Source organism: Xanthobacter autotrophicus ATCC 700552 (assembly GCF_043194565.1).
Lineage (GTDB): Bacteria > Pseudomonadota > Alphaproteobacteria > Rhizobiales > Xanthobacteraceae > Xanthobacter > Xanthobacter autotrophicus_F.
Genome location: NZ_JBAFVS010000001.1, coordinates 96,334 through 123,220, shown reverse-complemented (window position 1 = coordinate 123,220; position 26,887 = coordinate 96,334). Strand labels below are relative to the sequence as shown.

At 68.0% G+C, this 26,887-nt stretch carries 29 protein-coding genes; 21 read left to right on the top strand and 8 right to left on the bottom strand.

Annotation, left to right across the window (positions count from 1 at the left end):
- The first annotated feature begins 60 nt into the window (after positions 1-60).
- The 6 genes from rph (at position 61) to V5F48_RS00590 (ending at position 4,995) form a co-directional block, all read left to right on the top strand.
- Positions 61-774, top strand: coding sequence for a ribonuclease PH (gene rph / locus V5F48_RS00615; protein WP_394039038.1), 714 nt, complete (start codon positions 61-63; stop codon positions 772-774).
- Positions 774-1,409: an RdgB/HAM1 family non-canonical purine NTP pyrophosphatase gene (gene rdgB, locus V5F48_RS00610; RefSeq protein WP_394039036.1), complete on the top strand. Its 636-nt coding sequence runs from the start codon at positions 774-776 to the stop codon at positions 1,407-1,409. Before rph ends, rdgB begins: the two co-directional genes overlap by 1 nt.
- Before the next feature lie 234 nt (positions 1,410-1,643).
- Entirely contained in the window at positions 1,644-2,861 is a 1,218-nt protein-coding gene (hemW, locus tag V5F48_RS00605; protein WP_394039034.1) for a radical SAM family heme chaperone HemW, read from the top strand.
- Between the two features lie 100 nt (positions 2,862-2,961).
- Positions 2,962-3,798 carry a pyrroline-5-carboxylate reductase gene (proC, locus tag V5F48_RS00600; RefSeq protein ID WP_394039032.1) on the top strand — a complete coding sequence of 279 codons (837 nt, stop codon included), beginning with the start codon at positions 2,962-2,964 and terminating at the stop codon, positions 3,796-3,798.
- Between the two features lie 33 nt (positions 3,799-3,831).
- The gene (locus V5F48_RS00595; protein WP_394039030.1) at positions 3,832-4,497 is read left to right on the top strand and encodes a TetR/AcrR family transcriptional regulator; all 666 of its coding nucleotides are present in this window, start codon (positions 3,832-3,834) and stop codon (positions 4,495-4,497) included.
- Between the two features lie 3 nt (positions 4,498-4,500).
- Positions 4,501-4,995, top strand: a complete 495-nt coding sequence (locus V5F48_RS00590) for a YaiI/YqxD family protein (protein WP_394039028.1) — start codon at positions 4,501-4,503, stop codon at positions 4,993-4,995.
- 13 nt (positions 4,996-5,008) lie between these two features.
- On the opposite strand, the gene cowN is transcribed toward V5F48_RS00590, so the two are convergent.
- On the bottom strand, positions 5,009-5,338 hold the full coding sequence (cowN, locus tag V5F48_RS00585; protein ID WP_394039026.1) for a N(2)-fixation sustaining protein CowN: 330 nt from the start codon (positions 5,336-5,338) through the stop codon (positions 5,009-5,011).
- A gap of 156 nt (positions 5,339-5,494) precedes the next feature.
- The gene (locus tag V5F48_RS00580; RefSeq protein ID WP_394039024.1) at positions 5,495-6,301 is read right to left on the bottom strand and encodes a LytTR family transcriptional regulator DNA-binding domain-containing protein; all 807 of its coding nucleotides are present in this window, start codon (positions 6,299-6,301) and stop codon (positions 5,495-5,497) included.
- 184 nt (positions 6,302-6,485) lie between these two features.
- Between V5F48_RS00580 and V5F48_RS00575 the strand changes: the two genes are divergently transcribed.
- Genes V5F48_RS00575 through der form a run of 3 tightly spaced genes read left to right on the top strand, consistent with a single transcriptional unit; the run spans position 6,486 to position 8,908 of the window.
- Positions 6,486-7,205 carry a tetratricopeptide repeat protein gene (locus V5F48_RS00575; RefSeq protein WP_394039022.1) on the top strand — a complete coding sequence of 240 codons (720 nt, stop codon included), beginning with the start codon at positions 6,486-6,488 and terminating at the stop codon, positions 7,203-7,205.
- A gap of 10 nt (positions 7,206-7,215) precedes the next feature.
- Positions 7,216-7,479 carry a hypothetical protein gene (locus tag V5F48_RS00570; protein ID WP_394039020.1) on the top strand — a complete coding sequence of 88 codons (264 nt, stop codon included), beginning with the start codon at positions 7,216-7,218 and terminating at the stop codon, positions 7,477-7,479.
- Positions 7,480-7,534: 55 nt separating this feature from the next.
- Positions 7,535-8,908, top strand: coding sequence for a ribosome biogenesis GTPase Der (der, locus tag V5F48_RS00565; protein ID WP_394039018.1), 1,374 nt, complete (start codon positions 7,535-7,537; stop codon positions 8,906-8,908).
- A gap of 189 nt (positions 8,909-9,097) precedes the next feature.
- On the opposite strand, the gene V5F48_RS00560 is transcribed toward der, so the two are convergent.
- A complete protein-coding gene (locus V5F48_RS00560) occupies positions 9,098-9,598 on the bottom strand; it encodes a type III secretion system chaperone family protein (protein WP_394039016.1) in 501 nt (166 codons plus the stop codon).
- Between the two features lie 354 nt (positions 9,599-9,952).
- Positions 9,953-10,279: an accessory factor UbiK family protein gene (locus V5F48_RS00555; protein WP_394039014.1), complete on the bottom strand. Its 327-nt coding sequence runs from the start codon at positions 10,277-10,279 to the stop codon at positions 9,953-9,955.
- A 250-nt stretch (positions 10,280-10,529) separates the two neighbouring features.
- On the opposite strand from V5F48_RS00555, the gene lgt reads away from it, so the two are divergent.
- The 7 genes from lgt to V5F48_RS00520 all read left to right on the top strand — a co-directional run bounded on the left by lgt (position 10,530) and on the right by V5F48_RS00520 (position 16,897).
- The gene (lgt, locus tag V5F48_RS00550; RefSeq protein WP_394039012.1) at positions 10,530-11,348 is read left to right on the top strand and encodes a prolipoprotein diacylglyceryl transferase; all 819 of its coding nucleotides are present in this window, start codon (positions 10,530-10,532) and stop codon (positions 11,346-11,348) included.
- A complete protein-coding gene (locus V5F48_RS00545) occupies positions 11,345-12,445 on the top strand; it encodes a class I SAM-dependent methyltransferase (protein ID WP_394039010.1) in 1,101 nt (366 codons plus the stop codon). The genes lgt and V5F48_RS00545 overlap by 4 nt, the downstream gene beginning before the upstream one ends.
- A 13-nt stretch (positions 12,446-12,458) precedes the next feature.
- Positions 12,459-13,226, top strand: coding sequence for a peptidoglycan editing factor PgeF (pgeF, locus tag V5F48_RS00540; RefSeq protein WP_394039008.1), 768 nt, complete (start codon positions 12,459-12,461; stop codon positions 13,224-13,226).
- A 48-nt stretch (positions 13,227-13,274) separates the two neighbouring features.
- Positions 13,275-13,826, top strand: coding sequence for an RBBP9/YdeN family alpha/beta hydrolase (locus V5F48_RS00535; protein ID WP_394039006.1), 552 nt, complete (start codon positions 13,275-13,277; stop codon positions 13,824-13,826).
- Positions 13,827-14,014: 188 nt separating this feature from the next.
- A complete protein-coding gene (locus tag V5F48_RS00530) occupies positions 14,015-14,740 on the top strand; it encodes a hypothetical protein (protein ID WP_394039004.1) in 726 nt (241 codons plus the stop codon).
- A gap of 228 nt (positions 14,741-14,968) precedes the next feature.
- Positions 14,969-15,922 (top strand): ribose-phosphate pyrophosphokinase, encoded by a 954-nt coding sequence (locus V5F48_RS00525; RefSeq protein ID WP_282642106.1) that lies wholly within the window; start codon positions 14,969-14,971, stop codon positions 15,920-15,922.
- Between the two features lie 147 nt (positions 15,923-16,069).
- Positions 16,070-16,897 carry a class I SAM-dependent methyltransferase gene (locus V5F48_RS00520; RefSeq protein ID WP_394039001.1) on the top strand — a complete coding sequence of 276 codons (828 nt, stop codon included), beginning with the start codon at positions 16,070-16,072 and terminating at the stop codon, positions 16,895-16,897.
- A 222-nt stretch (positions 16,898-17,119) separates the two neighbouring features.
- Here the strand turns inward: V5F48_RS00520 and V5F48_RS00515 are convergent, their stop codons facing one another.
- Together V5F48_RS00515 and V5F48_RS00510 are read right to left on the bottom strand one after the other, a co-directional pair.
- Positions 17,120-17,815, bottom strand: coding sequence for a phosphatase PAP2 family protein (locus V5F48_RS00515; RefSeq protein WP_394039000.1), 696 nt, complete (start codon positions 17,813-17,815; stop codon positions 17,120-17,122).
- Between the two features lie 269 nt (positions 17,816-18,084).
- Positions 18,085-18,978: a branched-chain amino acid aminotransferase gene (locus tag V5F48_RS00510; protein ID WP_394038998.1), complete on the bottom strand. Its 894-nt coding sequence runs from the start codon at positions 18,976-18,978 to the stop codon at positions 18,085-18,087.
- A gap of 208 nt (positions 18,979-19,186) precedes the next feature.
- Here V5F48_RS00510 and V5F48_RS00505 point away from each other — a divergent pair, with 208 nt between their 5' ends.
- The 5 genes from V5F48_RS00505 to V5F48_RS00485 all read left to right on the top strand — a co-directional run bounded on the left by V5F48_RS00505 (position 19,187) and on the right by V5F48_RS00485 (position 24,504).
- The gene (locus V5F48_RS00505) at positions 19,187-19,738 is read left to right on the top strand and encodes a MarR family winged helix-turn-helix transcriptional regulator (RefSeq protein ID WP_394038996.1); all 552 of its coding nucleotides are present in this window, start codon (positions 19,187-19,189) and stop codon (positions 19,736-19,738) included.
- 122 nt (positions 19,739-19,860) lie between these two features.
- Complete coding sequence (locus V5F48_RS00500) at positions 19,861-20,589, top strand: response regulator (RefSeq protein ID WP_394038994.1); 729 nt, start codon at positions 19,861-19,863, stop codon at positions 20,587-20,589.
- Positions 20,586-21,974: an ATP-binding protein gene (locus V5F48_RS00495; RefSeq protein ID WP_394038992.1), complete on the top strand. Its 1,389-nt coding sequence runs from the start codon at positions 20,586-20,588 to the stop codon at positions 21,972-21,974. The genes V5F48_RS00500 and V5F48_RS00495 overlap by 4 nt, the downstream gene beginning before the upstream one ends.
- Positions 21,975-22,061: 87 nt before the next feature.
- Entirely contained in the window at positions 22,062-22,931 is an 870-nt protein-coding gene (locus V5F48_RS00490) for a tRNA nucleotidyltransferase (RefSeq protein ID WP_394038990.1), read from the top strand.
- Positions 22,932-23,166: 235 nt separating this feature from the next.
- Positions 23,167-24,504, top strand: a complete 1,338-nt coding sequence (locus tag V5F48_RS00485) for an anti-phage deoxyguanosine triphosphatase (protein WP_394038988.1) — start codon at positions 23,167-23,169, stop codon at positions 24,502-24,504.
- A 66-nt stretch (positions 24,505-24,570) separates the two neighbouring features.
- Here V5F48_RS00485 and V5F48_RS00480 read toward each other — a convergent pair whose 3' ends face one another.
- Both V5F48_RS00480 and V5F48_RS00475 read right to left on the bottom strand, forming a co-directional pair.
- Positions 24,571-25,875, bottom strand: coding sequence for an ATP-dependent DNA helicase (locus V5F48_RS00480; protein ID WP_394038986.1), 1,305 nt, complete (start codon positions 25,873-25,875; stop codon positions 24,571-24,573).
- Complete coding sequence (locus V5F48_RS00475; RefSeq protein WP_394038984.1) at positions 25,872-26,873, bottom strand: adenosine kinase; 1,002 nt, start codon at positions 26,871-26,873, stop codon at positions 25,872-25,874. The genes V5F48_RS00480 and V5F48_RS00475 overlap by 4 nt, the downstream gene beginning before the upstream one ends.
- Between the last annotated feature and the right edge of the window lie 14 nt (positions 26,874-26,887).

The following is a 26,887-nucleotide window of genomic DNA, read 5'->3' as shown; positions in this document are numbered from 1 at the left end:
CCACTTCGCTCGAAAATGCTCTAAAAGGGGCGCCCGATGACCAGACAAGAGGTAAGTCCCATGCGCCCCAGCAAGCGCGCCGCCGACGAGATGCGCGCGGTCTCCTTTGAACGGGGCGTGATGCGCCACGCGGAAGGCTCCTGCCTCGTGAAGTTCGGCGAAACCCATGTGCTCGTCTCCGCCACGCTGGAGGAGCGCCTGCCGCCATGGCTGAAGGGCCAGGGCCGCGGCTGGGTGACGGCGGAATATTCCATGCTGCCCCGCGCCACCCACGATCGCACGCGGCGGGAATCCACCACCGGCAAGCAGTCCGGCCGCACCCAGGAAATCCAGCGCCTCATCGGCCGCTCCATGCGCTCGGTCACCGACCTGGTCGCCCTGGGCGAGAAGCAGATCACCCTCGACTGCGACGTGCTGCAGGCCGACGGCGGCACCCGCACCGCCGCCATCACCGGCGCCTGGATCGCGCTTTACGACTGCCTGAGCTGGATGCGCCAGCGCTCCATGGTCAAGGAAATCCCGCTGAAGGACCATGTGGCGGCGGTGTCCTGCGGCATCTACAACGGCACGCCGGTGCTCGACCTCGACTATGCCGAGGATTCGGTGGCCGAGACCGACGCCAATTTCGTCATGACCGGCACCGGCGGCATCGTCGAGATCCAGGGCACGGCGGAAAAGACCCCGTTCTCGCAGGACGAGCTGCTGGGCCTTTTGTCGCTCGCCCGCTCCGGCGTGGAGAAGCTGGTGGGGCTGCAGAAGCTGGCGGTGGGCTGATGGACCATCGGATTCTCAAGGGCCGGCTGGTGGTGGCCACCCACAATCCCGGCAAGCTGATCGAGATGCGCATGCTGCTCGCGCCGCACGGGGTGGAGGCGGTCTCGGCCGGGGAGCTGGGCCTCAGCGAGCCGGAGGAGACCGAACAGACCTTCTCCGGCAACGCCCGGCTGAAGGCGCAGGCGGCGGCGCAGGCGGCCCAATTGCCGGCCTTCGCCGACGATTCGGGCCTCGTCATCGATGCGCTGGGCGGCGCGCCGGGCATCCACACCGCCCGCTGGGCGGGGCCGGACCGGGATTTCGAGATGGCCATGGAGACGGTCGAGGCCGAGCTTCAGAAGGTGGGCGCCACCGCCCCCGATCAGCGCCGCGCCCGCTTCGTCTCCGCCTTGTGCCTGGCGTGGCCCGATGGCCATGTGGAGGAGTTCGAGGGGGTGGTGGAGGGCACCTTGGTGTGGCCGCCGCGCGGCGCCAAGGGCTTCGGCTACGATCCCATGTTCGTCCCCGAGGACTATCCCAAGACCTTCGCGGAGATGACGGCGGACGAGAAGCACGCCATGCCGCCCAAGGGCTTCGGCCTGTCCCACCGGGCGCGGGCCTTCCTGAAGCTTTCTCAGGCGTGCCTGGAGGGGTGAGCGGGACGCTTGGCGCACGCGAACGCCATTCGTTTCCCGGCCCAGCGACGGCGCAGCCGGAGCGCCGAGCCGGGATCCAGCGCAAGAGTCCTGCGCAGCAGGCAATCGGGTGTCCCGGCGGCCGGGATTCGGAAGCGCCTTCGGCGGATTTTTGCGCTGGACCCCGGCTCTCCTTCCGCTGCGCTGCAGTCGGCCGGGGCACGAGAGGACGCGTTGAAGGCGCGGAGCACAGACATGAGCATGATCGCCGCCGCCCCCACTCCGCCCGTGCTCCCGGACGCGGCGCCCCAAATCTCGCCCCATGCCGCGCCCGACTCCGCCGGCTTCGGCGTCTATGTCCATTGGCCGTTCTGCAAGGCCAAGTGTCCCTATTGCGACTTCAACAGCCATGTGCGGCACGCCCCGCCGGACGAAGCGCGCTTCATCGCCGCCTTCCGCCGCGAGATCGCGCACATGCGGGACCTGTCCGGTCCGAAGCAGGCGCAGACCGTGTTCTTCGGCGGCGGCACGCCCTCCCTCATGGCGCCGGCCACGGTGGCAGCCATCCTGGAGGCCATCAACACCGCCTGGCCGCTGACCTCTGATGCCGAGGTGACGCTGGAGGCCAACCCCACCTCGGTGGAGGCGGAGCGCTTCGCCGGTTACGGCGCGGCGGGGGTGAACCGGGTGTCCCTCGGCGTGCAGGCGCTGGACGACAAGGACCTGCAAGGCCTCGGCCGCATGCATTCCGTGGCCGAGGCGCTGGCGGCGGTGGCCATCGCGCGCCGGGCCTTCAAGCGCGTCTCCTTCGATCTCATCTATGCCCGCCCGCGCCAGACCCCCGAGGACTGGGCGGCGGAGCTGAAGCGTGCCCTGGCCGAGGGCTGCGAGCATCTCTCGCTCTACCAGCTCACCATCGAGCCCGGCACGCCGTTCGAGCGGCTGTATGGCGCCGGCAAGCTGATCCTGCCCGACGACGACCTCTCCCGCGCCCTGTGGGACGTGACGCAGGAGGTGACCGCGGAGGCCGGCCTTCCCGCCTACGAGGTCTCCAACCACGCCCGTCCGGGCGCGGAGGCGCGGCACAATCTGATCTATTGGCGCTATGGCACCTATGCCGGCATCGGTGCCGGCGCCCACGGCCGGCTGGTGGTGGACGGCACCCGCCGCGCCCTCTTCACCGAGCGCGCGCCGGAAGAATGGCTGGCGCGGGTCGAGGCGGCGGGGCACGCCATCGTCTCCGACGAGGCCCTGTCGGCGCCGGAGCAGGCGGACGAGATGCTGCTCATGGGTCTGCGCCTGAAGGAGGGGGTGGACCTTGCCCGCCACGCCCGCCTCGGCGGCCGGGTGGATGAGGCGCATATCGCGGCCCTGGTCGCGGCGGGGTTCGTGGCCCGGAGCGGCGACCGGCTGAGGGTGACGCCGGCCGGCTTCCCGGTGCTCAATGCGGTGATCGCGCAGCTTGCGGGGTGAGGCCGCCGGCGCGGTTCACGCCATCGGCGTTCCGGGGCTATAAGGCTGGCACATATCAGGGCGCGTCCGGGATGCGGCGCGCCTGTCCAACGAGGCGGACATGAGCGAGAGCGTGCTGAATTCCCTGTCCGGTCCCGTGGTTCTGCTGGGCGCCGGCAAGATGGGCGGGGCCATGCTGGAAGGCTGGCTGAAGCTGGGCCTGCCCGCCGGCAAGGCCGTGGTCCTCGATCCGAACCTGCCGGTGGATGCCGCTGCGGCGCTGGCCGCGCGGGGTGTCGCCGTCAATCCCGCCCCGGCGGACATCCCCACGCCGTCCGTGCTGTTGCTGGCGGTGAAGCCGCAGGTGGCGCCCGATGCGCTGCCGCCCCTGGCGCCGCTGGTGGGGGAGGGGACGCTGGTGGTCTCCATCATGGCCGGGCGGACGCTGGCCTTCATGGCCGCCATCTTCGGTGAGGGCGCCGCCATCGTCCGCTCCATCCCCAACACCCCGGCCGCCATCGGGCGGGGGGTGAGCGTCTGCGTGCCCGGGCCCAACGTGTCCGCCGCCCAGCGCGATCTCGCCGCCGCCTTGCTCGGCGCCATCGGCATGGTGGAATGGATCGAGGACGAGGCGCTCATGGATGCCGCCACCGCGGTCTCCGGCTCCGGTCCCGCCTATGCCTTCCTGCTGGCGGAAGTGATGGCGCAGGCGGGTGCCGCCGCCGGCCTGCCGCCGGAGCTGGCCGCCCGCATCGCCCGCGCCACCGTGGCGGGGGCCGGCGCGCTCATGGACCAGTCGGAGCTTCCCGCCGCCACCCTGCGCCAGAACGTCACCTCCCCCGGCGGGACCACCGCGGCGGCCCTTGCGGTTCTGATGAACGAGACCGCCGGTTTCGGCCCGTTGATGGTGGAAGCGGTTGCCGCCGCCACCAGAAGGGGCAAAGAATTGGCGGGCTGAGGCGCGCCGATCCCGATTGCGCGAGGAGAAGACATGACCTCCGAGACCACCCGCGACGCCTGCCTGCGCAGCTTCCTCGCCCTTCTGGCCGAGCGGCCGTTCGCGCGCATCGCCCTCGGCGACGTGGCGGAGCGTTGCGGCGTCTCGCTCGCCGAGATGCGGGCCTCCTTCGCCTCGACCCAGGATCTGCTCGCCGCCTTCTTCCGCTCCACCGACCGGCATGTGTTGGCGGAAGGCGGCCCGGATGCGGAGGATTTCGCGGGGGAGGGGCCCAAGGAGCGCCTGTTCGAGGTGCTGATGCGCCGGCTCGACGCGCTGGACCCGCACAAGGAAGCGGTGCGCTCGCTGCGCCGGTCCGCCCGGCGCGATCCGCTGCTGGCGCTGCAACTGCTGCGCCTGTCGGAAGGCTCCCAGCGCTGGATGCTGGCGCAGGCGGGCATCGACTGCACCGGCCTTGCCGGCAGCCTGCGGGCGAAGGGGCTTGCGGTGCTGTTCGTCCGCGTGCTCGACGTGTGGCTGGACGACGAGGACCCGGGCCTTGCGCGCACCATGGCCGCCCTCGACCGGGAGCTTGCGACCGGCGCCAAGCTGCTCGGCATGCTGGACGATATGGCCTATCTCGCCATTCCGTGGCGCAAGCGGCGGGCCTCGGCTGAGGGTCGCCGGGACGGCTCCGCCGCAGGCGAGCCGGCGGCTTGACGCATGCGTGACGCGCCCATCGCCCTCTATATCGACGCCGACGCCTGCCCGGTGAAGGAGGAGGCCTACAAGGTCGCCTTCCGCCACGCCCTCAAGGTCTTCGTGGTCGCCAACACCCCCATCGCGGTGCCGCGCCATCCGCTGGTGGAGCGGGTGACCGTGCCGGCGGGGCCGGACGCCGCCGACGACTTCATCGCCGACCGCGCCGTCCGCGGCGACGTGGTGGTGACCACGGACGTGCCGCTGGCCGCCCGCTGCGTCGCCGCCGGGGCCGACGTGATCGCGCCCAACGGGCGGCCCTTCACCCGCGATTCCATCGGCATGGCGCTCGCCACCCGCAACCTCATGGAGGATCTGCGCTCGGCCGGTGCCGTCACCGGCGGGCCGAAGCCGTTCGCCGCGCGCGACCGCTCGGCCTTCCTCTCGGCCCTGGACCTTGCCATCGTGCGGCTCAAGCGGGCGGGCTTTTCGGCCGGGACGCCGCAGCAGGACGGCTGAGGCTCGGCCCCCTTCAGAAGCACTCCTCTTCCAGCGTCTTGAGGTCGGCGAGGGCGATTTCGTCCTCCTGCTCCTCGAACAGGTCGACCATGTAGTAGACGTGGGAATGGAGCAGCAGCAGCTTGTCGCAGATGGTGGCAGCCCCCGCTTCCGCCGCCTGAAGGCGCGCCTTGAAGCGGTCCCAGAAGGCGTTGCCGTGGGCCGGATCGTCGATATAGCGGTAAAGGTGCGCCAGCACGCGGCGCATGTTGCCCTCGAAATCGATGCCCTGGAACGTCAGGTAACGGTCGGGCTGGTCGAGTTCGAAATGCAGGGCCGGAAAGCCGGCGGTGGGCTGGTCCATCTGTGTCCCCTTGTTCAACACGCCGGACGGCGTCTTGAGGGGACGGTGCGCGGCCGGCCGGGCGCGCTTCAATCGACAAGGCGCGAGGGGGGAGGGTCCTGCACGAACGGCATCCCGGCTGCACGAACAGCGTGCGCCGCCGGATCGGGCGTGCTTTCAGACGGCGAGGAGGCGGCGGATCGCCTCTACCTTGCCGCGGCTCACCGGCACGCGGGTCTGGGCGGTGTCGGCCATCACCAGATGCCAGGCGCCATCCTCGCGGGTGGCGGCGCGCACATGGCGGATGTTGACCAGGTAGCGGCGGTGCACGCGCACGAACAGCGCCGGATCGAGCCGGCGCTCAAGATCCGCCAGCGGGCGCGGGCAGAAGGCCGAGAACGCGAGGGTGCGGGCCTCGGCATAATGGCCCTGGGCCACCAGGCACACCACCTCGTTGACATCGATGAGGCTGATGAGGTCACCCTTGCCCTGCACCAGCGGCAGCTTCATGAGCGGGCACAGGGCCTTCATGGCCGCTTCGCCGGCCACGGCGAGGCCCTCCACCTCAACGTCGGCATCGTCCGCCTTCGCCCGGCCCATCACCGGGGCTTCGGCCAGGGCGTGGATCATCATGCAGAAGCCCTCGACGGGACCGCCGGGCATGGTCTCCAGCCGGCTGACCTTGGCAATGAGGCTACCCATGGCCGTGGTCACCACGAGCGATGACGTGCCATCGGCCGAGGTGCGCGCCCGGTCGATGAGAAAGGCGACCTTCTCCCGCGCCTCGTCCGGGTGGAGGGAGAGGATATCCACGCCCGCCAGTTTCTGCCCCGGCGGGGCCAACAGGCGCATGGCCACCGGGTTCACCGAGCGGATGGTGAGGTCGGCATCGAGCAGGACCACGCCCACGGGGGTGCGCTGCAGGCGATATTCGAACGACTGGGCGGCCGGCGCCTGAGCGCGCGCGGCTGGTGTCTCGGCCATGGTTCCGATCTTCGCTCCCCGATTCCCGACCGGGGCACCGGCATCTTATACCGCTTCAGGTGTCGCCCGCCGCATTGGCCGGCATGAAGGCCCTTAAATCGCCGCGTTTGCCACGATGAAGCCGCATGGGTACTTTACGCGCCCTTTTGCCGGTGCGCCGGCCCATCGCAAGTCGCGGACCCCCATGACCGATATTTTTCACGAGATCGAGGAAGACCTCCGGCGCGAGCGCCTGCGCAAGCTGTGGGACCGCTTCGGCGGGCTCTTCATTGCCGCCATCGTGCTGGTGATCGTGGGCGCGGGCGGGTGGAGCGGATACCAATATTGGCGGCACCAGCAGGCGGTGACGGCGAGCACCGCCTTCCAGTCCGCCGTGGGCCTGTTTGACGAAGGCAAGCTGCCGGAGGCGGAAGCAGCCTTTGGCGCCATCGCCAAGGACGGCCCGGCCGGCTACCGCACGCTGGCCCTGTTCCGGGGCGCGGCCGCCGCCGCCGCGCGGGACAAGGCGGCGGGCGTCGCCGCCTTCGATGCCATCGCCGCCGATGCCGGCCTGCCGTCCCTGGTGCGCGAGCTGGCGCAGTTGCGCGCGGCGCTGATTCTGGTGGATTCGGCCAGCCTCGCCGACGTGAAGCAGCGGGTGGGCGCCATCGCCGCCGGCACCGGGCCGCTGCGCCATTCCGCCCGCGAGGCGCTGGCGCTGGCGGAGCTGAAGGCCGGCGATATCGCCGCTGCCAACAAGACGGCCACCGACATCACCACCGACAGCGAGACCCCGCCGGGCGTGCGGTCCCGCGCGGAATTGATCCGCCGGCTCACCGCCGGTGCCGCCCCGGCAGCCGATGCGGCTGCGCCCGACTCCGGATCGCCCGCGCCTGCCGCTCCCGGTGGCGCCGCCACTCAATGAGGACCAACTGATGACGAAAGACAGTCGCGTTTTCAGGTCGGTCAAGCTGGCGCTGGGCCTCGCCCTGGCGCTCGCCGCCACCGGGTGCGAGGCCCTCGACAAGTTCAACCCCTTCGACCAGCCCAAGAAGCCGCTCTCGGGCACCCGCCAGCCGGTGTTCCCCACCGGCGTGCCCGGCGTGGATTATGGGACGCCGCTCGGCCAGCCGAGCAACGCCAACGTTTCCGTCGACCAACTTCCGCCGCCGCCCCAGGGCGGCCAGCAGCAACGCTGACCCCTTTCGACCTGACCGGCCGGACCTTCGCAAGCCTGGCCAAAGAGCCCATTTCATGACCTTTTCCCTGGCCATCGTCGGGCGTCCGAACGTCGGCAAGTCCACCCTCTTCAACCGCCTCGTGGGCAAGAAGCTCGCGCTGGTGGATGATCGCCCCGGCGTCACCCGCGACCGGCGGGAAGGGGACGCGCGCCTCGGCGACCTCTCCTTCCGCATCGTCGACACGGCGGGCCTGGAGGAGGCGGATGCCGCCAGCCTCGAAGGCCGCATGCGCGCCCAGACCGAGGCCGCCATCGGCCATGCCGACGCCATCCTGTTCATGATCGACGCGCGCATCGGCCTCACCCCCACCGATCGGGCCTTCGCCGATCTCGTGCGCAAGTGCGGCAAGCCGGTGATCCTGCTCGCCAACAAGAGCGAGGGGCGCGGCGGCGAAGCGGGGAGGCTGGAAGCGTTCGCCCTCGGCCTCGGCACGCCTTTGCCGTTTTCCGCCGAGCATGGCGAGGGCCTGTCCGACCTCTACGACGCCATCTGCGACGCCCTGCCCGAGCAGACCAAGCCCGAGCCGGAGGAGGACGACGACGAGGATATCGCGGCCGTGGACGAGGCGGACGATGCGCCGCGCCGTCCCATCAAGGTGGCGGTGCTGGGCCGACCCAATGCGGGCAAGTCCACCCTCATCAACCGCCTTTTGGGCGAGGACCGGCTTCTGACCGGCCCGGAAGCCGGCATCACCCGCGATTCCATCTCGGTGGAAGTGAGCTATGCCGGCACCAAGCTGGAAGTGTTCGACACCGCCGGCCTGCGCAAGCGCGCCCGCATTGAGGACAAGCTGGAGAAGCTGTCTGCCGCCGATGCCCTGCGCGCCATGAAATTCGCCGAGGTGGTGGTGCTGCTGGTGGATGCCACCCACCCCTTCGAGGAACAGGACCTGCGCATCGCCGACCTGGTGGCGCGGGAGGGCCGCGCCCTCGTCATCGGCTACAACAAGGCGGATCTGGTGGCCCGCGGCGGGCTCATCACCCGCCTGCGCGAGGATGTGGACCGGCTGCTGCCGCAGGTGAAGGGCGTGCCCATCGTGCCGGTGTCGGGGCTCATGGGCCATGGCCTGGACAAGCTGGTGGGCGCCATTTCCGCGACGCACAAGGTGTGGAACAAGCGCGTTGCCACCAATCCGCTGAACCGCTTCCTGCAGCAGGTGACCGACAATCATCCGCCGCCGGCGGTGTCGGGCCGGCGCATCAAGCTGCGCTACATGACCCAGCCCAAGGCGCGGCCGCCGTCCTTCGTGCTGTTCTGCTCGCGCACCGATGCGGTGCCGGAGAGCTATATCCGCTACCTGGTCAACGGCCTGCGCGAGACCTTCGACCTGCCCGGCGTGCCGATCCGCCTGACGCTGCGCGAGAAGGGCAATCCCTACGCGGATTGACCCCGAAAGTGCGTGATCCCACGCAGAAACCCCCGTCGCGGCTTGCGCGCGGGGTGGGATGCGCGGGGTGGAATGCTCCGTGCCTGAGCGGTTTTCTTGTTCCGTATCGTAAGATCAGGCGATAGCCGGCGGGTGATCCGCGCCGGCTATCGGGATCAGGCTTCGCCCCGGATCAGGCTTCGCCCCGGATCAGGCTTCGCCCACCGTGTCGAACAGGGCGGTTTCCATGGCTTCCTTGGCGGTCTTGCCGGCCCAGACCACGAACTGGAACGCGGGATAATAGCGCTCCACGGCGTCGAGGGCGCCATCCAGGATGGCCGCGCACTGCCGGTCCGAGGCGGTGGCACCGCCCGCCAGCACCAGCGCGTAGCGGAACATGATGACGTTTTCCTGCGACCATATGTCGAAATGGCCGAGCCACATCTGCTCGTTGACCAGGGACAGAAGCTTCAGAACCTCGGCGCGGCGTCCGTCGGGCACCTTGAAGTCGAAGGCGCAGGCGATATGCAGGGACTCCAGCTCGTCCATCCATTGGAACGAGACGTGGCAGTCCGTCCAGCGGCTGGTGAGCGAGAGGGTGATCTCGTCCTCGTCGGAACGCTCGAACGACCAGTCGTTGAGGGCAGCGAGCTGCTCCACAAGATCTACGGGGTTCGCCGGTGCATCGGCTTCGATGTCGATGAGAGACATGGCCTCGACCTCGCGGTGTGAGGAACGCGGAGAGGGTCGAACGCGGCACTTGGCGCGTGTCAGGCCATTTGGCGAACGAGGCCACGTGGCATGCGCGTCGCGGCGTGCCGGGCGGAGGCCCACTTTGGGTGATACCCCGAGACGGGTGATACCCCGAGACCGGTCATAACCCAAGATGGGCTTCCTGGCGAGGCTGCGCCCCGTCGTATGCCACATACGACGAACCGGCTCCGAATCGCCACGAAAATCAGTATATCGCGGGTCAAGATTGCCCCGCTACGACAGATTGTATCCCGTCTGGCCCGACACCACGGCTTTTTTGCGGTGCGGTAGGCCGAGACGTATCGCCGCCGGTCAGGCCGGGTTTCCCGATACCGTGGAATCGGCCGGGGCGGGGGGGCCGCTGTGGCCGGCGGGCGTGGGGTGGGTGTGGGCCAGAAGGGCGGCCTCCAGCCGCAGCACGCGGGCAGCGAGGGCTTCGCTCTCGGCGCGGGCGGCGGCGGCGAGGTCCTTCACCGCGTCGAACTCCTCGCGCTTCACGAGGTCCATGTCGCGCAGGAAGCGCTCCATCTGGGCCTTCATGGCGGTCTCGGCCTCGCGGCGCACGCCCTGGGCGACCCCTGCGGCGTCGTTCACGAGACGCGCCATCTCGTCGAAAATGCGGCCGGTGGTCTGGGTCATGAATGCCTCCTCGCGCGCGTCGCGCCCGGCGCTGAACATGGCGAGGTGAGCGCGCGCGTGCAAGTGCGGAGCAAGTTCGCAGCAGGGGTGCGCCGTGGCGTCGCACCCCGGAGCGCGGCAACCGCCGTCTTTTCGCCGCTTGCGGCCCTTGGGTTCGGCCAGGCCGGCCCGACCCTCGGGCCGGCTTGACGGGGCACGCGCCGGCGCGGCACATGACGGCGCCCGCCGCGGACCGCATTCCGGGGATCAGATGCCGACCTTCGCCTTGCCTTTCCCGGCCATAGACCCGGTCCTGGTCCAGCTCGGCCCGCTGGCCATCCGCTGGTATGCCCTTGCCTATATCGCCGGCCTCGTCATCGGCTGGCTGCTGGCGCGGGCCATGGTGGCCCGCCCCGCCCTTTGGGGCGGCACCTCGCCCATGACGCCGCAGGACCTCGACGACGCCCTGTTCTGGGCGACCCTCGGCGTCATCCTCGGCGGGCGCCTCGGCTACGTGCTGTTCTACAATCCGGCCTATTTCGCCGCCAACCCGCAGGACATCGTGGCGGTGTGGAAGGGCGGCATGTCCTTCCACGGCGGGCTTGCCGGCACGCTGGTCGCCCTCGTCCTGTTCGCCCGCGCGCGCGGCATCAGGGTCATGTCGCTGCTGGACGTGGCGGGCGTGGTGGCGCCCATCGGGTTGTTTTTCGGCCGCCTCGCCAATTTCATCAACGGCGAGCTGTGGGGCCGGCCGGCCGACGTGCCGTGGGCCATCGTCTTCCCCCATGGCGGCCCGGTGCCGCGCCATCCGAGCCAGCTCTACGAGGCGGCGCTGGAAGGCATCGTGCTGTTCGCGGTGATGCTTGTGGTGGTGCGCCTCGGCGGGCTGAAGCGGCCGGGGGTGGCGGCCGGCATCTTCGGCATGGGCTACGGCATCTCCCGCATCATCGGCGAATTCTTCCGCGAGCCGGACGTGCAGCTCGGCTACCTCGCCTTCGGCACCACCATGGGCATGTGGCTGTCGGTGCCGCTGGTTCTCGCCGGCGCCGGCCTTCTCCTCTACGCCCTGAAGCGCAAGCCGGCCGCGTGACCACGCCCCTTTCCGAGGAGATCCGCGCCCTCATCGCCGCCGATGGCCCCATGCCGCTGAGCCGCTACATGGCGCTGTGCCTCGGCCATCCGCGCCACGGCTATTACATGACGCGCGATCCCCTCGGCGCGCGGGGCGATTTCACCACCGCCCCCGAGATCAGCCAGATGTTCGGGGAATTGCTGGGCCTGTGGGCGGTGGCCCAATGGCAGCAGATGGGATCGCCCGCCGCCTTCCGTCTCGTGGAGCTTGGTCCCGGCCGGGGCACGCTGATGGCGGACGCCCTGCGCGCAGCCCGCCTGATGCCGGATTTCGGCGCGGCGGCGCGCATCCATCTGGTGGAGACGAGCCCGGTGCTGCGCGCGGCGCAGGCGCGCACGCTCGCCGGTGCCGCCGATGTGGCCTGGCATGACCGCATCGAGGACGTGCCGGACGGCCCGGCGCTCGTCCTCGCCAACGAGTTCTTCGACGCCCTGCCCATCGACCAATATGTCTGGCGTTCCGGGCACTGGCACGAGCGGCGCGTCGGCCTTGATGACGAAGGCCATCTCGTGCTCGGCCTTGATCCCGCCCCGTCGCGGGCGGCTCCCGCCTTCGCCGCCCATCTGCTGCCGCCCGCCGAAGGGGCGGTGCTGGAGCATATGGAGAGCGGCCCGGCGCGGGCGCTTTCGGCGCTGCTGAAGGCGCAGGGCGGGGCGGCCCTCATCATCGACTATGGCCATGCCGGCGGCTATGGCGACACCTTCCAGGCGCTGGAGCAGCATCGCTTCGCCGATCCTTTGGCCGCGCCGGGGGCGGCGGACCTCACCGCCCATGTGGATTTTTCCGCCCTCGCCCGCATCGGCCGCGCGGCGGGGCTGCGCGCCTTCGGGCCGCTGGAGCAGGGGGCGTTCCTCGCCCGCCTGGGCCTCGGCCCGCGCGCCGAGCGGCTGAAGCGCGATGCGCCGCAGGAGATCCGCGCCGGCGTGGAGGCGGCGGCGCGCCGGCTGGCGGGGGGCGGGGCAGGGGAGATGGGGCGTCTGTTCAAGGTGCTCGTCCTCGCCCATCCTGAAATCGGGCTGCCGCCCGCGTTCGATTCGACCGAGGAACGGGTGTGATGAGGTGCGCGTCATGAAGATCGAGGCCGCCTCGCTTGCGGCACTGCCCGGTATTCGCCATGCCTTCTTCACCCGGCAGGGCGGGGTCTCGACCGGCCTTTATGCGAGCCTCAACGGCGGCATGGGCTCCAATGACGACCCGGCCGCCGTGGCGCAGAACCGCGCCCGCATGGCGCAGGAGATCGGCATTGCGCCGGAGGCGCTGCTGGCCCTGTGGCAGGTGCATTCGGCCGATCCGGTGCTGGCCACGCAGCCCTGGCCCCGCGACGCCGCGCCCAAGGCCGACGCCATCGTCACCACCACGGCGGGCCTCGGGGCGGCGGTGGCCGTGGCCGATTGCGGGCCGATCCTGTTCGCCGACCCGGACGCGCGGGTGGTGGCCGCCGCCCATTCGGGCTGGAAGGGCGCGGTGTCCGGCATCATCGGCGCGACCGTGGCGCTGATGGAGCAGCGGGGGGCGAAGCGGGCCAATATCCGCGCCGTCATCGGCCCGCTCATCCGCCAGCCGAGCTACGAGGTGGGGGAGGATTTCGTCGCCCGCCTGCTCGCCGAGGACAAGGGCTTCGCCCGTTTCTTCGCGCCTGCGGACCGCGCCCACCACGCCCTGTTCGACCTGCCGGGCTTCATCCGGCTGCGGCTGGAACAGGCCGGCGTGGGCTTCATCGAGGATCTCGGCCTTGATACCTATGCGGACGAGACACGCTTCTTCTCCTATCGCCGCACCACCCACCGCAAGGAAGCCGATTACGGCCGGCTGATCGCCGCCATCACCCTGGCCTGATCTGGCTCCCCTGACGTGACCTTTGACCGAACCTGCCCGGACTGACGCATGCGCTCCACCGATGCCGCCCTTCTCATCGTTCCCGGCTGGCAGGGCTCCGGCCCCGACCACTGGCAGAGCCGGTGGGAGCGCAGCCTCTCCACCGCCCGCCGGGTGGAGCAGGCAGACTGGGACCGCCCCGACCGGGAGGACTGGCCGCGCCGCCTCGTCGCGGCGGTGGCGGCGGCGGACAAGCCGGTGGTGGTGGTCGCCCATTCCCTCGGCGTGCCGACGCTGCTGCATGCCGCGCCGCTTCTGCCGGAGGGGAAGGTGAAGGGCGCGTTCCTGGTGGCCCCGCCGGACCTTGATGTGGAAGGCCTCGACCCGCTGGTGGCGGCCTTCGGCCCCATGCCCACGGCGCCGCTGCCGTTTCCCTCGGTGCTGGTGGCAAGCCGCACCGACCCCTATTGCAGCTATGCGCGGGCGGAAGGCTTCGCCCTCGACTGGGGCGCGGCCATCGTGGATGCGGGCGATGCCGGCCACATCAATGCGGATGCCGGCTACGGGCCGTGGCCGGAAGGTTCCATGCGCCTGCTCGGCCTGCTCCAGTCGCTGAAATGAGCGCGCGGCGGGATGTTTACCAAACCTTAAAAGGTTGCCAGCGTCTGGCAGGGCTTCCGCCCGGGCATCGCCGAGCATTGATAGTGCTGGATTTCGCCGCGCCATTAACCGCGTCTTAACCGTTTTTCTGGACCCGGCCCGCGTTTCCCGCTACGCCTTCGGTGACGAGACAAGCGCCGGGAGCCACCATGCGGGGATACGAGGCAGAAGCCGTTCCGGAGGTGCGTGCGCACCGGCCGTTCGTCTTTTCCGCCACCCGGTCCCGGACCCTGGCGCGCGTTGCGGGCCTCGCCCTGTGCATGGCGCTGGGCGCCTGCCAGACGGATGGGTCCGGCATGGCCTCTTCCGGCAGCCGCGCCCTCGCCTTCGACACCATCGACGGCCCGCCCCCCGCCACCTTCGACAAGCTGGTGGGTCAACTCACCAGCGAGGCGCAGGATCGCAAGGTGGCCGTGGTCTCCCGCACCAACAGCGCGGCCTATCGGGTCAAGGGCTACCTGGCCCTGCACGTGGACAAGGGCAAGGCCACCGTCGCCTATGCCTGGGACGTGTACGACCAGAACCAGACCCGCGTCGCCCGTGTCGCCGGCGAGGAGCCGGCCGGCAAGGTGAAGGGCGGCCTCGCCAATGGCTGGGCGGCCTGCGACGATGCCGTGCTCTCCCGCGTCGCCAACCGCTCCATGGCAAGCCTTGCCGAGACCCTCGGTGTCGGCGGCACGCCGCAGGCGGTGGCCGAGCCGGCCCAGGCTTCTGCGTCCTCTGCTTCCGCTTCCTCTGCTTCCACGTCTTCTGCTTCCACGTCTTCGGAGCAGCGCGAGTCTCCCGCCGCCGAGCCGGCACCCCGCGATCCGTCGGGCGTGCCCGTCGCTGCGCTCTCTGCGCCCTCCGCAGCACTGGCATACGCGGGCAACTGACACCGGCGGCGCATGATCGACCAATAATCGGCCCTCGCGCCGGAAAATCCTTTTGCACCAATGTTGCGCAGGGGTGACTGCTCCGGCGTGAGCGATGTTCCCGGCATTCGGGCCGGGCGCAGTCGTCGTCGCAGATGCCGCGGGGCCTTTACAAGATTGTGACGGCCCGCCTATCAGAACGCCTCAAGCTTTCGACCAGCTCCCGGTGCGGCCGGGGCGGAGCGACCCATGTCAGCGGAGAACGGATCCATGAAGCTCGTCGCGGGCAACTCAAACCGCGCGCTCGCTGAAGCCATCGCCGCTTATCTCGCCACCCCGCTGACCAAAGCGGTGGTGCGGCGCTTCGCGGACATGGAAATCTTCGTCGAGATCCAGGAGAACGTGCGCGGGCAGGATGTGTTCGTGGTGCAGTCCACGGCCTTCCCCGCCAACGATCACCTGATGGAACTGCTCATCATCATCGATGCGCTGCGCCGGGCCTCGTCCAAGCGCATCACCGCGGTGCTGCCCTATTTCGGCTACGCCAGGCAGGACCGCAAGCCGGGCCCGCGCACGCCCATCTCCGCCAAGCTGGTGGCCAACCTGATCACCCATGCCGGCGCCGACCGGGTGATGACGCTGGACCTGCATGCCGGCCAGATCCAGGGCTTCTTCGACATCCCCACCGACAACCTCTATTCGGCCCCGGTGATGGTGCGCGACATCAAGGAGCGGTTCGACCTCTCCAACGTCATGGTGGTGTCGCCGGACGTGGGCGGCGTGGTCCGCGCCCGGGCGCTGGCCAAGCGCATCGACGCCCAGCTCGCCATCGTCGACAAGCGCCGCGAGCGCCCCGGCGAGAGCGAGGTGATGAACGTCATCGGCAACGTGGAAGGCCGCTCCTGCATCCTGGTCGACGACATCGTCGATTCGGGCGGCACGCTGGTGAATGCGGCCGAGGCCCTGCTCGCCCGCGGCGCCAGGGAGGTGCACGCCTACATCACCCACGGGGTGCTGTCGGGCGGGGCGGTGGCGCGCATCACCGCGTCCAAGCTCAAGGAACTGGTGATCACCGATTCGATCCAGCCCACCGAGGCGGTGCGCGTGGCCCGCAACATCCGCGTGCTGTCCATCGCCACCCTCATCGGTGAGGCCATCGCCCGCACGGCCCACGAGGAATCGGTCTCGAGCCTGTTCGACTGACGTGTTTTGCTGCAGTGGATTGGGCTGGATATTGCGCGGAACGGTTGTGATCGCTTAAATGATTCCCAACGCATAAACGGGGCAAGAGGTCGTTCGGCGGTCCGGACCGACGCGACAATGATGCCTTGCGAAGGGTGGGATGGACTCATGATCACCGAGGTTCTCGCACGCGACACCGCAGCAGAGCGGCCTGAGGCGCCGGTCCATCCGGTGGAGGTGATCTCTCCCATCTTGGCTGGTCATCCCACCGAACTTGGCGGTGAATACTACGTCACCGTTCTGAAGAAGCTCGCCAAGACGCGCAGTGTGAAGCGCTATCTTGAGGTGGGGGTCTGCAAAGGCGATTGCTTCTCTCAAATCGCCTGCGAGCGCGCCATCGGCGTGGACCCGGCCTTCCAGCTCGGTCAGAACGTGACGAGCGGGAAAAAGGACGTGCGCCTCTTTCAGATGCCGAGCGATGCCTTCTTCGACGAGGTGGACGTAAAAGAGGCGCTGGGTGGACCCATCGACTTGGCGTTCCTCGATGGGCTGCACCAGTTCGAATATCTTCTGCGTGATTTCTACAATACCGAGCGGCTGTGCGCCCCCCGTTCCCTGATCGCGATGCACGACTGTCTGCCGGTCGGCGACACCATGTTGCCCAGATCAATGTCGGATGCCTTGCGGCTGAGCAAGGGCACGCGCCATGAGGGCTGGTGGACGGGCGATGTCTGGAAGGTGGTGGCGATCCTGCGAAAGTACCGGCCCGATCTCCGGGTCATCTGCCTTGATGCACCACCCACCGGCCTCGTCTTCGTGACCAACCTGGATCCGGACAACGCAACCCTGTCGCGTGACTATTGCCGCATCGTGGACGAGTTTGCCGCGGTGCCCAATACCCTGCAGTCGGTCGCGGAGTTCTATGGGACGCTGCCGATCCTGCCGACTTCCGCGATCCTCAACGGTTTCGACCACAGCCTGTATTTCCGCGCCTGAGGCGGGGGTTAGAGCGTTATCCGATCAGATTGCGATGCAATCTGATCGGCGCGTGCTCTAGGTTATTGAGTTTACGCGTTTTCTTTACGCGAGCCGGTATCCACTTCGCTCGAAAACGCTCTAGAGCATTTCCCCGTTTCACTGAATCAGGGGAATGCTCTAGGTTATTGAGTTTACGCGTTTTCTTTACGCGAACCGGTATCCACTTCGCTCGAAAACGCTCTAGCCGGCTTCACCGGTGGCGGGCATCCCATTTTCGCCCTCCACCTCGCCCCGGCGCTGCAGCCACAGCATCAGCAGCCAGCAGGAACAGGCCCAGGCCGCGCCCAGGGCCCAGCCGCCGAGCACGTCGGTGGGCCAGTGCACACCGAGATAGATGCGGCTGATGCCGACGATGACGGTGAGCGCCGCCGCCGAGCCCAGGAAGAAGACCTTGACCCGCGTCCGCGCCTGCGTGCGCGCCAACAGCGCGCCCAGCGTCAGATAGACCACTGCCGAGAGCATGGCATGGCCGGAGGGAAAGCTCTGGCTGTAGACCTCCATGCCGTGGGGCACGAGGTCCGGCCGGGGGCGATCGAACCCCCATTTCAGGATCTGGGACAAGGCGGTGCCGCCCGCCACGGACAAAAGGACGAGCCAGGCCGCATGGCGCTTGCGCGTCATCATGAGGAAGACGACCACCAGCAGGGTGAGCAGGGTGAGCACGCTGGTTCCGCCGAGGGCGGTGAAGTCCCGCATGGCCTCCTCAAGCCACGGCGGCCCAAGGGGGTCGGACGGGTCGGCGGGATTGCGCAGGGCGAGGAGGATGCCGCGGTCGAGCCCGCCGGTGGCGCCCTCCATCACCTCGTCGGCCACCTCGATGAAGACGTAGAAGGCAATGGCGACGAAGCCGAGAACCGCCAGGGTCGCCCGTTCCATGCCGCTTACCGAAGCGAGCAGGGGACCGATGACGGGTACGGCTTCGAGACGGCGCAGGCCGCTCTGGAGGAGGGAGTTTCTAGGGTGCGCGTTCACCCGCAAGGTGTGGCGTGCTTCGGCTGGAGCGTCAACACCTTGTGGTGGCGGATGACGTTTCAGTGACAAGGACGGTGACAAGGGAGCCTTGCCCCGGGCCAAACAAAAAAGGCGCCGCGCGAGCGACGCCCTTTCCGCAGGTCCTTTTCCGCAGGTCTGTCCGGTCCGTGGCCTCAGGCGGCCTGCTGCTTCGGGCGCACTTCGGCGGAGTAGGAATCCATCAGCTGATGGGTGATTCCCGACGGGGCGAAGTGCCAGTCGGCGATGGAGCCCACAGGGGTCACCTCGGCGGCGGTGCCGGTGATGAAGCATTCGGTGAAGGAGGCGAGCTCCTCCGGCATGATGTGGCGCTCCACCACCTCGATGCCGTGGCGGCGGGCGATGTCGATCACCGTGCGGCGGGTGAGGCCGTCGAGGAAGCAGTCCGGGGTGGGGGTGTGGATCACGCCGTCCTTCACGAAGAAGACGTTGGCGCCGGTGCATTCGGCCACATAGCCGCGATAGTCGAGCATCAGCGCGTCGGCGAAGCCGCGGCGCTCGGCCCGATGCTTGGAGATGGTACAGATCATGTAGAGACCGGCCGCCTTCGCCTTGCAGGGGATGGTGGCGGGATCGGGCCGGCGCCACTGCGACAGGTCGAGCCGCAGGCCCTTCTGGCGCTGCTCGGGATCGAAATAGCTCGGCCACTCCCACACGCCGATGGCGAGGTGGATGGTGTTCTTCTGGGCGGCGACGCCCATCATCTCGCTGCCGCGCCAGGCCACGGGGCGGATATAGGCGTCCACGAGATTGTTCTTCTCGAGGGTCGCCTTCTTGGCCGCGTCGATCTCGCCGATGGTGTAGGGGATGGTGAAATCCAGCATCTCGGCGGACAGGCGCAGGCGCTCGGAATGCTCGGCGCTCTTGAAGATCGTGCCGCCATAGGCGCGCTCGCCCTCGAACACGGTGCTGCCGTAGTGCAGGCCATGGGACAGCACATGCAGCTTGGCATCGGCCCACGGCACGAACACGCCGTCGTACCAGATCCAGCCGTCACGTTGGTCGAAGGGGACACCCTGAGCGCTCATGATCTCGAACTCCTTTTTCCAACCGCGTCGTCCGCGCGGCTTCTCCCGCTACAACCGCCGCTTTCCAGCGATGCCGCATGGGGATATCTTTACGCCTGCTCAAGAAGCCGGCAAAGCCACGAAATGATCGAACCTTGTGTCGAGGCTGGGCGACCGATCATTTCGTAGAACCGGCTCCTGAAGTAACGATCAGAACGAAAAAGTCAACATGACTGACATAAATTCTCTCATGGACCCCGCGCTTCCCCCTTCGGTCACGGCGCGCGAGGACGCGGCGGCCGGCGTGCCGCTGGTGGATTTCATCGAGCTTTTGTTCTTCGCCTACAGGGACTTCGTGGGCGATCCGGACCAGATCCTGGCGCCCATCGGCTTCGGCCGGGCGCATCATCGTGTTGTCCATTTCGTGAACCGGCATCCCGGCATGCGGGTGACCGACCTGCTCGACATCCTGCGCATCACCAAGCAGAGCCTGGGCCGCGTGCTGCGCGAGCTGGTGGACGAAGGCTTCGTGGAAAGCCGGGCGGGGTCATCGGACCGTCGCCAGCGCCTGCTGTTTCCCACCGCGAAGGGCGAGGCGCTGGCGCGCCAGTTCGTCGGCCTGCAGAGCCGGCGCATGGCCACGGCGCTGGAGGCGAGCGGGCCCGACGGCCGGGAGGCGGTGCAGCGCTTTCTTCTCGCCATGATCGACCCGGAGGATCGCACCGCGGTGGAGCGCCTTATCGAGCGCGCCGACCGCGCGGCCCGGGCCCGGCCGGCGTGACGGCACGCCGGGTGGTCCGGCCGGCCGCCCCTTCGAACAGCCCGGTCGGGCCATGACCGAGACCGGCATGACCGAGACCTGCACGCGTGTGATTTGCACGCGTGTGATTTGCGAGCGCCCCCATGTCTGATGCCGCTTCCGGCGCCGCCGCGCCCGCCCCCGTGCCCGTCGCCGATGATGCGCCCCATCTTCTGGTGGTGGACGACGACAACCGCATCCGCACCCTCTTGTCGCGCTTCCTCACCGAGCACGGCTACCGCGTGACCACCGCCGCCAATGCCGCCGAGGCGCGCAGCCGGCTGGACGGGCTCGCCTTCGACCTGCTGGTGCTCGACGTGATGATGCCCGGAGAGAGCGGGCTGGACCTTGCCCGCGACCTGCGGCGCTCCTCCGCCGTGCCCATCCTGATGCTCACCGCCCGTTCGGAGACCTCCGACCGCATAACCGGCCTGGAGGCGGGCGTGGACGATTATCTCGCCAAGCCGTTCGAGCCGCGCGAGCTTCTGCTGCGCATCGGCTCCATCCTGAAGCGGGCGCTGCCGCCGGCGCAGAAGGCCATCGAGAGCGTGCGCTTCGGCGAGTTCGCCTTTCACCTGGAGCGGGGCGAACTGACCCGCAACACCGAGATCGTGCGCATCACCGAGCGCGAGCGCGACATGCTGCGGGCGTTGGCCGAGGCGCCGGGCGAGACCGTGCCGCGCCTTGCGCTGGCCGGCGGCGGGGCAGCGAGCGAGCGCGCCGTGGACGTGCAGGTGAACCGCCTGCGCCGCAAGCTGGAGCGCGATCCCGCCAATCCGGTGTTCCTGCAGACGGTGCGCGGCATCGGCTATCGCCTGGTGGTGACGCCTTGAGCGTGGCCGAGAGCGGGCCGTCCGGATTGCGCGTGCTCGCCGCCTGGCTGCGGGACGCCAACACGCGCTTTGCCGCCTGGTTCAACCGGGTGACGCCCAAGGGGCTTTATCCGCGCTCGCTGCTCATCATCGTCACCCCCATGGTGATCCTGCAGTCGGTGGTGGCCTTCGTCTTCATGGAGCGCCATTATAATACCGTCACGCGCCGCCTGTCCGCGGCGGTCAGCCAGGACATCTCGGCGGTGGTGGCGCTCTACGATCTGCTGCCCAAGGACAAGGACTTCACCGAGCTGCGCCGTGTCGCCTGGCGCAACCTCGCCCTCAACGTCACCGTGCTGCCGCCGGACCCGCTGCCGCCGCCGGGGCCCAAGCCCTTCTTCTCGGTGCTCGACAGCTCCCTGTCGCGGGAGATCGGCCGCCGCATCCAGCAGCCGGTATGGATCGACACGGTGGGGCGCTCCAACCTCATCGAGGTGCGCATCAAGATGGAGGACGCGGTTTTGCGCATCTTCGCCCCGCGCAATGCCGCCTATGCCTCCAACTCGCACATCTTCATCCTGTGGATGGTGGGGACATCTCTGGTTTTGTTGACGGTGGCCATCCTGTTCCTGCGCAACCAGATCCGCCCCATCGAGAACCTTGCGGATGCCGCCGAGGCCTTCGGCAAGGGGCGGGACGTGGAGAATTTCCGCCCCCGCGGCGCCCGCGAGGTGCGGCGCGCGGCCATCGCCTTCCTGGAGATGAAGCGGCGCATCGAGCGGCAGATCGAGCAGCGCACCACCATGCTCGCCGGCGTCTCCCACGACATGCGCACCATCCTCACCCGCTTCAAGCTGGAGCTGGCCTTTTTGGAGGAGGGGCCGGAGACCGAGGCGCTGAAGAAGGACGTGGACGAACTGGCCGGCATGCTGGAGGCCTATCTCGCCTTCGCCCGCGGCGATCCCGGCGAGCAGGCCGTGCTCACCGACATGGCGGCGCTGGTGGAGGACCTGCGCCTCAATGCCGAGCGCGATGGCGCCATCGCGCAGGCCAGCTTCATGGGCCCGCCGCTGGTGGAGGTGAAGGGCGACCAGCTCAAGCGCTGTGTCGGCAACCTCGTGAACAATGCGGTGCGCCACGCCGCCCGCGTCGCCATCACCGGCACCCGCGATGCCCGCTGGCTGATGGTGAGCGTGGACGACGACGGGCCGGGCATTCCCGAGGCGAAGCGCGAGGAGGTGTTCCGCCCCTTCCTGCGGCTGGATGATGCGCGCAACCAGGATGACGGCGGCTCGGGCCTCGGCCTTTCCATCGCCCGCGACATCGCCCGCGCCCATGGCGGGGAGGTGATCCTCGCCGACAGCCCCATGGGCGGGCTGCGGGCCACCGTGCGCATCCCAGTATAGGCCGGGCTGAACCCCAATCGCTTAAGTTATAGGCATGCCCTTTTCATGGGCTTGCGTTCCCCATTGGGGTGATGGTCCTATTCCCGGATGGACAAGACGCCCCCCTTCCGCATCGAGGACATGATCGAGACCCATCCCGGTCTCGCGCTGCTGCGCCTCGCGGCCCTCATCGCCGAGAGCAACCAACAGGACGCGAGCGCCGACGAGGACACCCTCGACCTCATGTTCGAGCAGATGGAGGTGGGCGCGCTCGATGCCCTCGCCCCCGCCCGCATGTGGCCGGAGCTGGAGCGCGGCCTGATGGCGCCGGCCCCCGCCGCCATGGTGAAGGCCCTGCGCGACTGCGGCGTGCTGGAGATCGTGCTGCCGGAGGTGGCGTCCCTGTTCGGCGTGCCGCACATCACCGATACGGCGGACGAGATCGACCTCGGCGTGCTGATCCTCAATTCGCTCACCGAGGCGGCCCGGCGCAATGCGCCGCTGGAGGTGCGGTTCGCGCTGCTGGTGATGCATGCGGGCAAGTCGGATTCCCCGCGCGAGCACCTGCCGGTGCATTACCGCCACATGGAGCGCGGCCTGCCCCGCATCCACGCCATCTGCGACCGCTTCGCCCTGCCGGAGGTGTGCCGGGACCTCGCCCTGCTGGCGCTTCAGGAATGCGAGCGGGTAGGGCGCGTCTCGCCCATCCGTGCCGGACCGGTGGCCGCCATGCTGGAGCGCACCGGCGCCTTTAGCGATCCGGACCTGTTCGCCAAGCTTTTGCTGGTCTCCACCTGCGATTACTTCGGCTATGGCGACAAGGAAGGCGACACCCACCCCAAGGTGGACCTCCTGCTCGCCGCCCGCACCGCCTGCGCCACGGTGGACGCGGAGGGGCTGGACGACGACGATCTCGCCACCGCGCGGGCCCAGGCGATTGCCGTGGCGTTCAGGTCGGAGCGCTGGGCGGAGGCTTGAGGGGAGCGGAGCTAAGTCGCTATTCGTGCGTGGGATAGAAAGGCGGATCAGCTACTAGCTCGAAGGCGGTTTTCGCGCTGTCCTAACTGTCGATGCACAAACAAAGACCTATCAGAGGAAGCCGACTGGCGCGGGTCCTTAGCAAGGGCAATATCTGTGCCTAACACGTGCACCCCTTGCCTCCATTGATGTTGGATGCGAAGCTCTGCCAATCCATCCCGCAGTAGGAAAAAACATGAGTTGGCTGAAGCGCCGCGAAAAATGGAATCCGCAGAACGAGGATGCCCGCGAGACTGGCGACATTGACTATGCGCGTGTCATTCATTCGGCATCGTTCCGGCGTCTGCAGGGTAAAACACAAATTCTCAATTTGGGTGATAGTGATTTTTACCGCACCCGACTAACTCACTCGCTTGAAGTTGCGCAAATTGCCGGGGGCATAGTAAAGCAGTTAAAAAAGACATTCGAAAATCATAAGGCGACAAATATATTGCCTCCGCGGTCAATGATACATGCAATTGCGTGCACGCATGATCTTGGCCATCCTCCATTTGGTCACGGTGGAGAGGTTGCGCTTAACTACTGCATGCGCGCTCATGGCGGATTTGAGGGAAATGGTCAGAGTCTTCGCATCTTGGCGCGTCTGGAGTCTTTCTCTTCGAATGCGGGAGCTAATCTTTGCAGGCGAAGTTTACTTGGAGTTCTCAAGTATCCAATTTCTTACAGTGAGGCATTTAATCCGCATATATTGCCGTCTCTCTTGGAAAAAAATACAATTATTAAGGTTTTGGATGGCGATAAGTGCAAGCCGCCAAAATGTTACATGGATTCGGAGCGGGATGTTGTTGAATGGATATTTGAGCCGTTGTCAAAGGATGATGTTGATAAATTCATCCGTAATTTAAAAAGTGAAAAACGACATGCGAAGGCGGAGCACAAATCTTTAGATTGCAGCATCATGGACGTCGCTGACGACATTGCCTACGGGGTTCATGACCTTGAGGATGCCATTGCGATGGGGCTTGTTTCGAAGGAGTCTTTTTCCGTTGAAATTCAAAATAGCTGCTCCTCATTTCTGGACGTTCTCAAGGTTAAATACCCGAATGAGTTTGGAAATGATGCATTTTCGTCGATGGTTTCTGGTTTGTTTGGATCGAGCGACTCTCGGAAGCGATTTATTGGTCGGCTTGTTCATCACTTTGTTACGGCGGTAGAATTTGTTGAGCTTGAAATTTTCGATGAGCCGCTAATCCGCTATCGGGTCAAACTTCTGGAGCGTCAGAGGGTCTTTCTTGATGCTCTTCAGAAGTTTGTCTTCGAAGCAGTTATCAAGAGTCCTGAGGTTCAGCATCTTGAGTTTAAGGGACAGCAAATGGTCGTGGCCGTCTTTGAGGCCATGCAGGCAGAGCCTTACCGGCTTCTCCCGCGTGCTGCACTCAGTCGCTTTGATAGAGAGGGCGGCGACCTTCGTGTGATCAGTGATTACGTCGCAGGGATGACTGATACGTATTTGCTTCGGACATACGAGCGCCTGTTTAGTCCGCGAATGGGCTCCGTTTTCGACAGGCTCTGATCTCGATATTGTTCTCTGTGATTGTAGAAGGCAACGCACGTCGATGTTTTAGGGCTCGCCAGCCCCTCACCCCTCAAACCGCTCCATGAAGCCCACCACCCGCCGGTCCACGCGCACATCCTGCCCGCGGATCGCCCGCACCAGCGACAGGCCCTCCAAAGACCGCGCCCGCGAGAGGGCCACATAGGCCTGGCCCGGGGCGAAGGCGCCGTCGCCGAAGTCGATGCGCACGTCTTCCAAGGTCAGGCCCTGCGCCTTGTGCATGGTCAGCGCCCAGGCGGGGGCCAGCGGCAGCTGGGTGTAGGTGCCCACCACCTGCGCCTCGATGCGGCCGCCGGGCTCGTCCCAGCCGTAGCGGATGCGCTCCCAGGTGAAGGAATCGATCTCCACCACCGGCCCGGCATCCAGCTTCACCATGGCGGAGGTCTCGCCCAGCCCCACCACCGTGCCCACCGAGCCGTTGACCCAGCGCCGCGCCGGATCGTTGCGCAGGGCCATCACCCGCGCGCCGCGCTTCAGCACCAGCCGTTCCGCCACCGGCAGGCGGTCGCCCTCCAGTCCGAACTCGCCCTTCAAAAGGCCGGAGAATTCGCGGCCGGCGTCGGCCAAAGTGGCAAGGCCACGGGCGTTATAGGCGTCGGCGCGGGCATTGGTGGGGGTGAGCAGCACCGGCAGGGCGCCGTCGCGATGGGGGCGCACGCAGGCCGCGTTCAGGGCCTCCGCCGCCTCCCGCGCGCCGCGTCCGCGCCGGATGGCGTCCAGCATGGCGATGAAGGCGCGGTCGGTCTGCCGGTGCACATGGGTGAACGGCACGCCGACCGGCTCGCGGTCGGCCAATGCCTTGGCATTGAAGGCGAAGGGACCCTCATAGCCCATCCGGCCCAGCATCTCCTGCTCGGCCATGGGCACCACCGGGGGCAGTTGCAGGAAATCCCCCACCAGCACCATCTGCACCCCGCCGAACGGCTCGGAGGTGTCGCGGGCGATGCGCAGCGAAATGTCGATGGCGTCCATGAGGTCGGCGCGGACCATGGACACCTCGTCGATCACCACCCGGTCGAGCTTCTTGAGCAGCCGGCGCACCTGCACCCGCGGCTTCACCTCGTCGGGGTTCAAAAGGCGCGGGGGAATGCCGAAGAAGGAATGGATGGTCTGCCCGCCGGCCTGCAGCGCCGCGACGCCGGTGGGGGCGAGGAACACCTGCCGCCCGCGCGGGGTCTTGCGCAGGGCGTGCAGGAAGGTGGTCTTGCCGGTGCCGGCGCCGCCCAGCACCATCAGCAGCGGGGCGCGGCTGTCGATGGCGGCGAGCGCCCGCCCGGCGGCGTCGGTCGCGTCGGGAGCGGCCGGCAAATCGCTCGGCAAATCGCTCACGACAGGAGGCCGGCCTCGCGGGCGAGGTCGATGAGGGGACGCTGGGGCCGCGCGCCCATCTGGCCGATGATCTCCCCCGCCGCCAGCGCGCCGAGGCGCAGGGCGGTGGCGGGGTCCAGCCCGCGGGTGTAGCCGGTGAGGAAGCCGGCGGCGAAGAGGTCGCCGGCGCCGGTGGTGTCCACCACCTTCTCCACCGGATGGGCCGGCACGCTCACCACCGCGCCGGAAGTGACGAAGGAGGCACCCTTCTCCGAGCGCGTCACCACCGCTTCCCTCGCGTCGCCGCGCAGGGCGACGAGGGCGGCATCGAAATCGGCGGTCTCGTAGAGGGATTTCAGTTCGCCCTCGTTGCAGAACACGAGGTCCACGGTGCCGGCCCGGATCAGGTCCAGGAACTCGGCGCGATAGCGGTCCACGCAGAAGGCGTCGGAGAGGGAGAGGGCCACCTTGCGCCCGGCGCCGTGGGCGATCCGCGCGGCGGCGAGGAAGGCCTCCTTGGCGGGGGGCGGGTCCCACAGGTAGCCTTCGAGGTAGGTGACCGCGGCGCTTTCCACCTCGACGGCGTGGATGTCGGCGGTGGTGAGGTTCTGCGCTGCGCCGAGATAGGTGTTCATGGTGCGCTCGCCATCCGGCGTCACCAGGATCAGGCAGCGCGCGGTGGCGGGGCCGTCGGTGGCGGCGGCCGTGGCATAGGCGACACCGGCGGCGCGGATGTCGTGGCCGAAGACGGTGCCGAGGGTGTCCGCCTTCACCCGGCCGACGAAGCCGGCGCGTCCGCCGAGGGAGGCGATGCCCGCCGCCGTATTGGCCGCCGAGCCGCCGGAGGCCTCGGTGCCCGGCCCCATGGCGGCGTAGACCTCCTCCGCCCGTGCCTCGTCGATGAGGGCCATGCCGCCCTTCACCATGCCGTGCCGGGCCAGCACATCCTCCTCGGCGCGGGAAAGGACATCGACGATGGCATTGCCGATGGCGAGAACGTCGAGGGCGCTTGAGGTCACGAGGGGCAATCTCC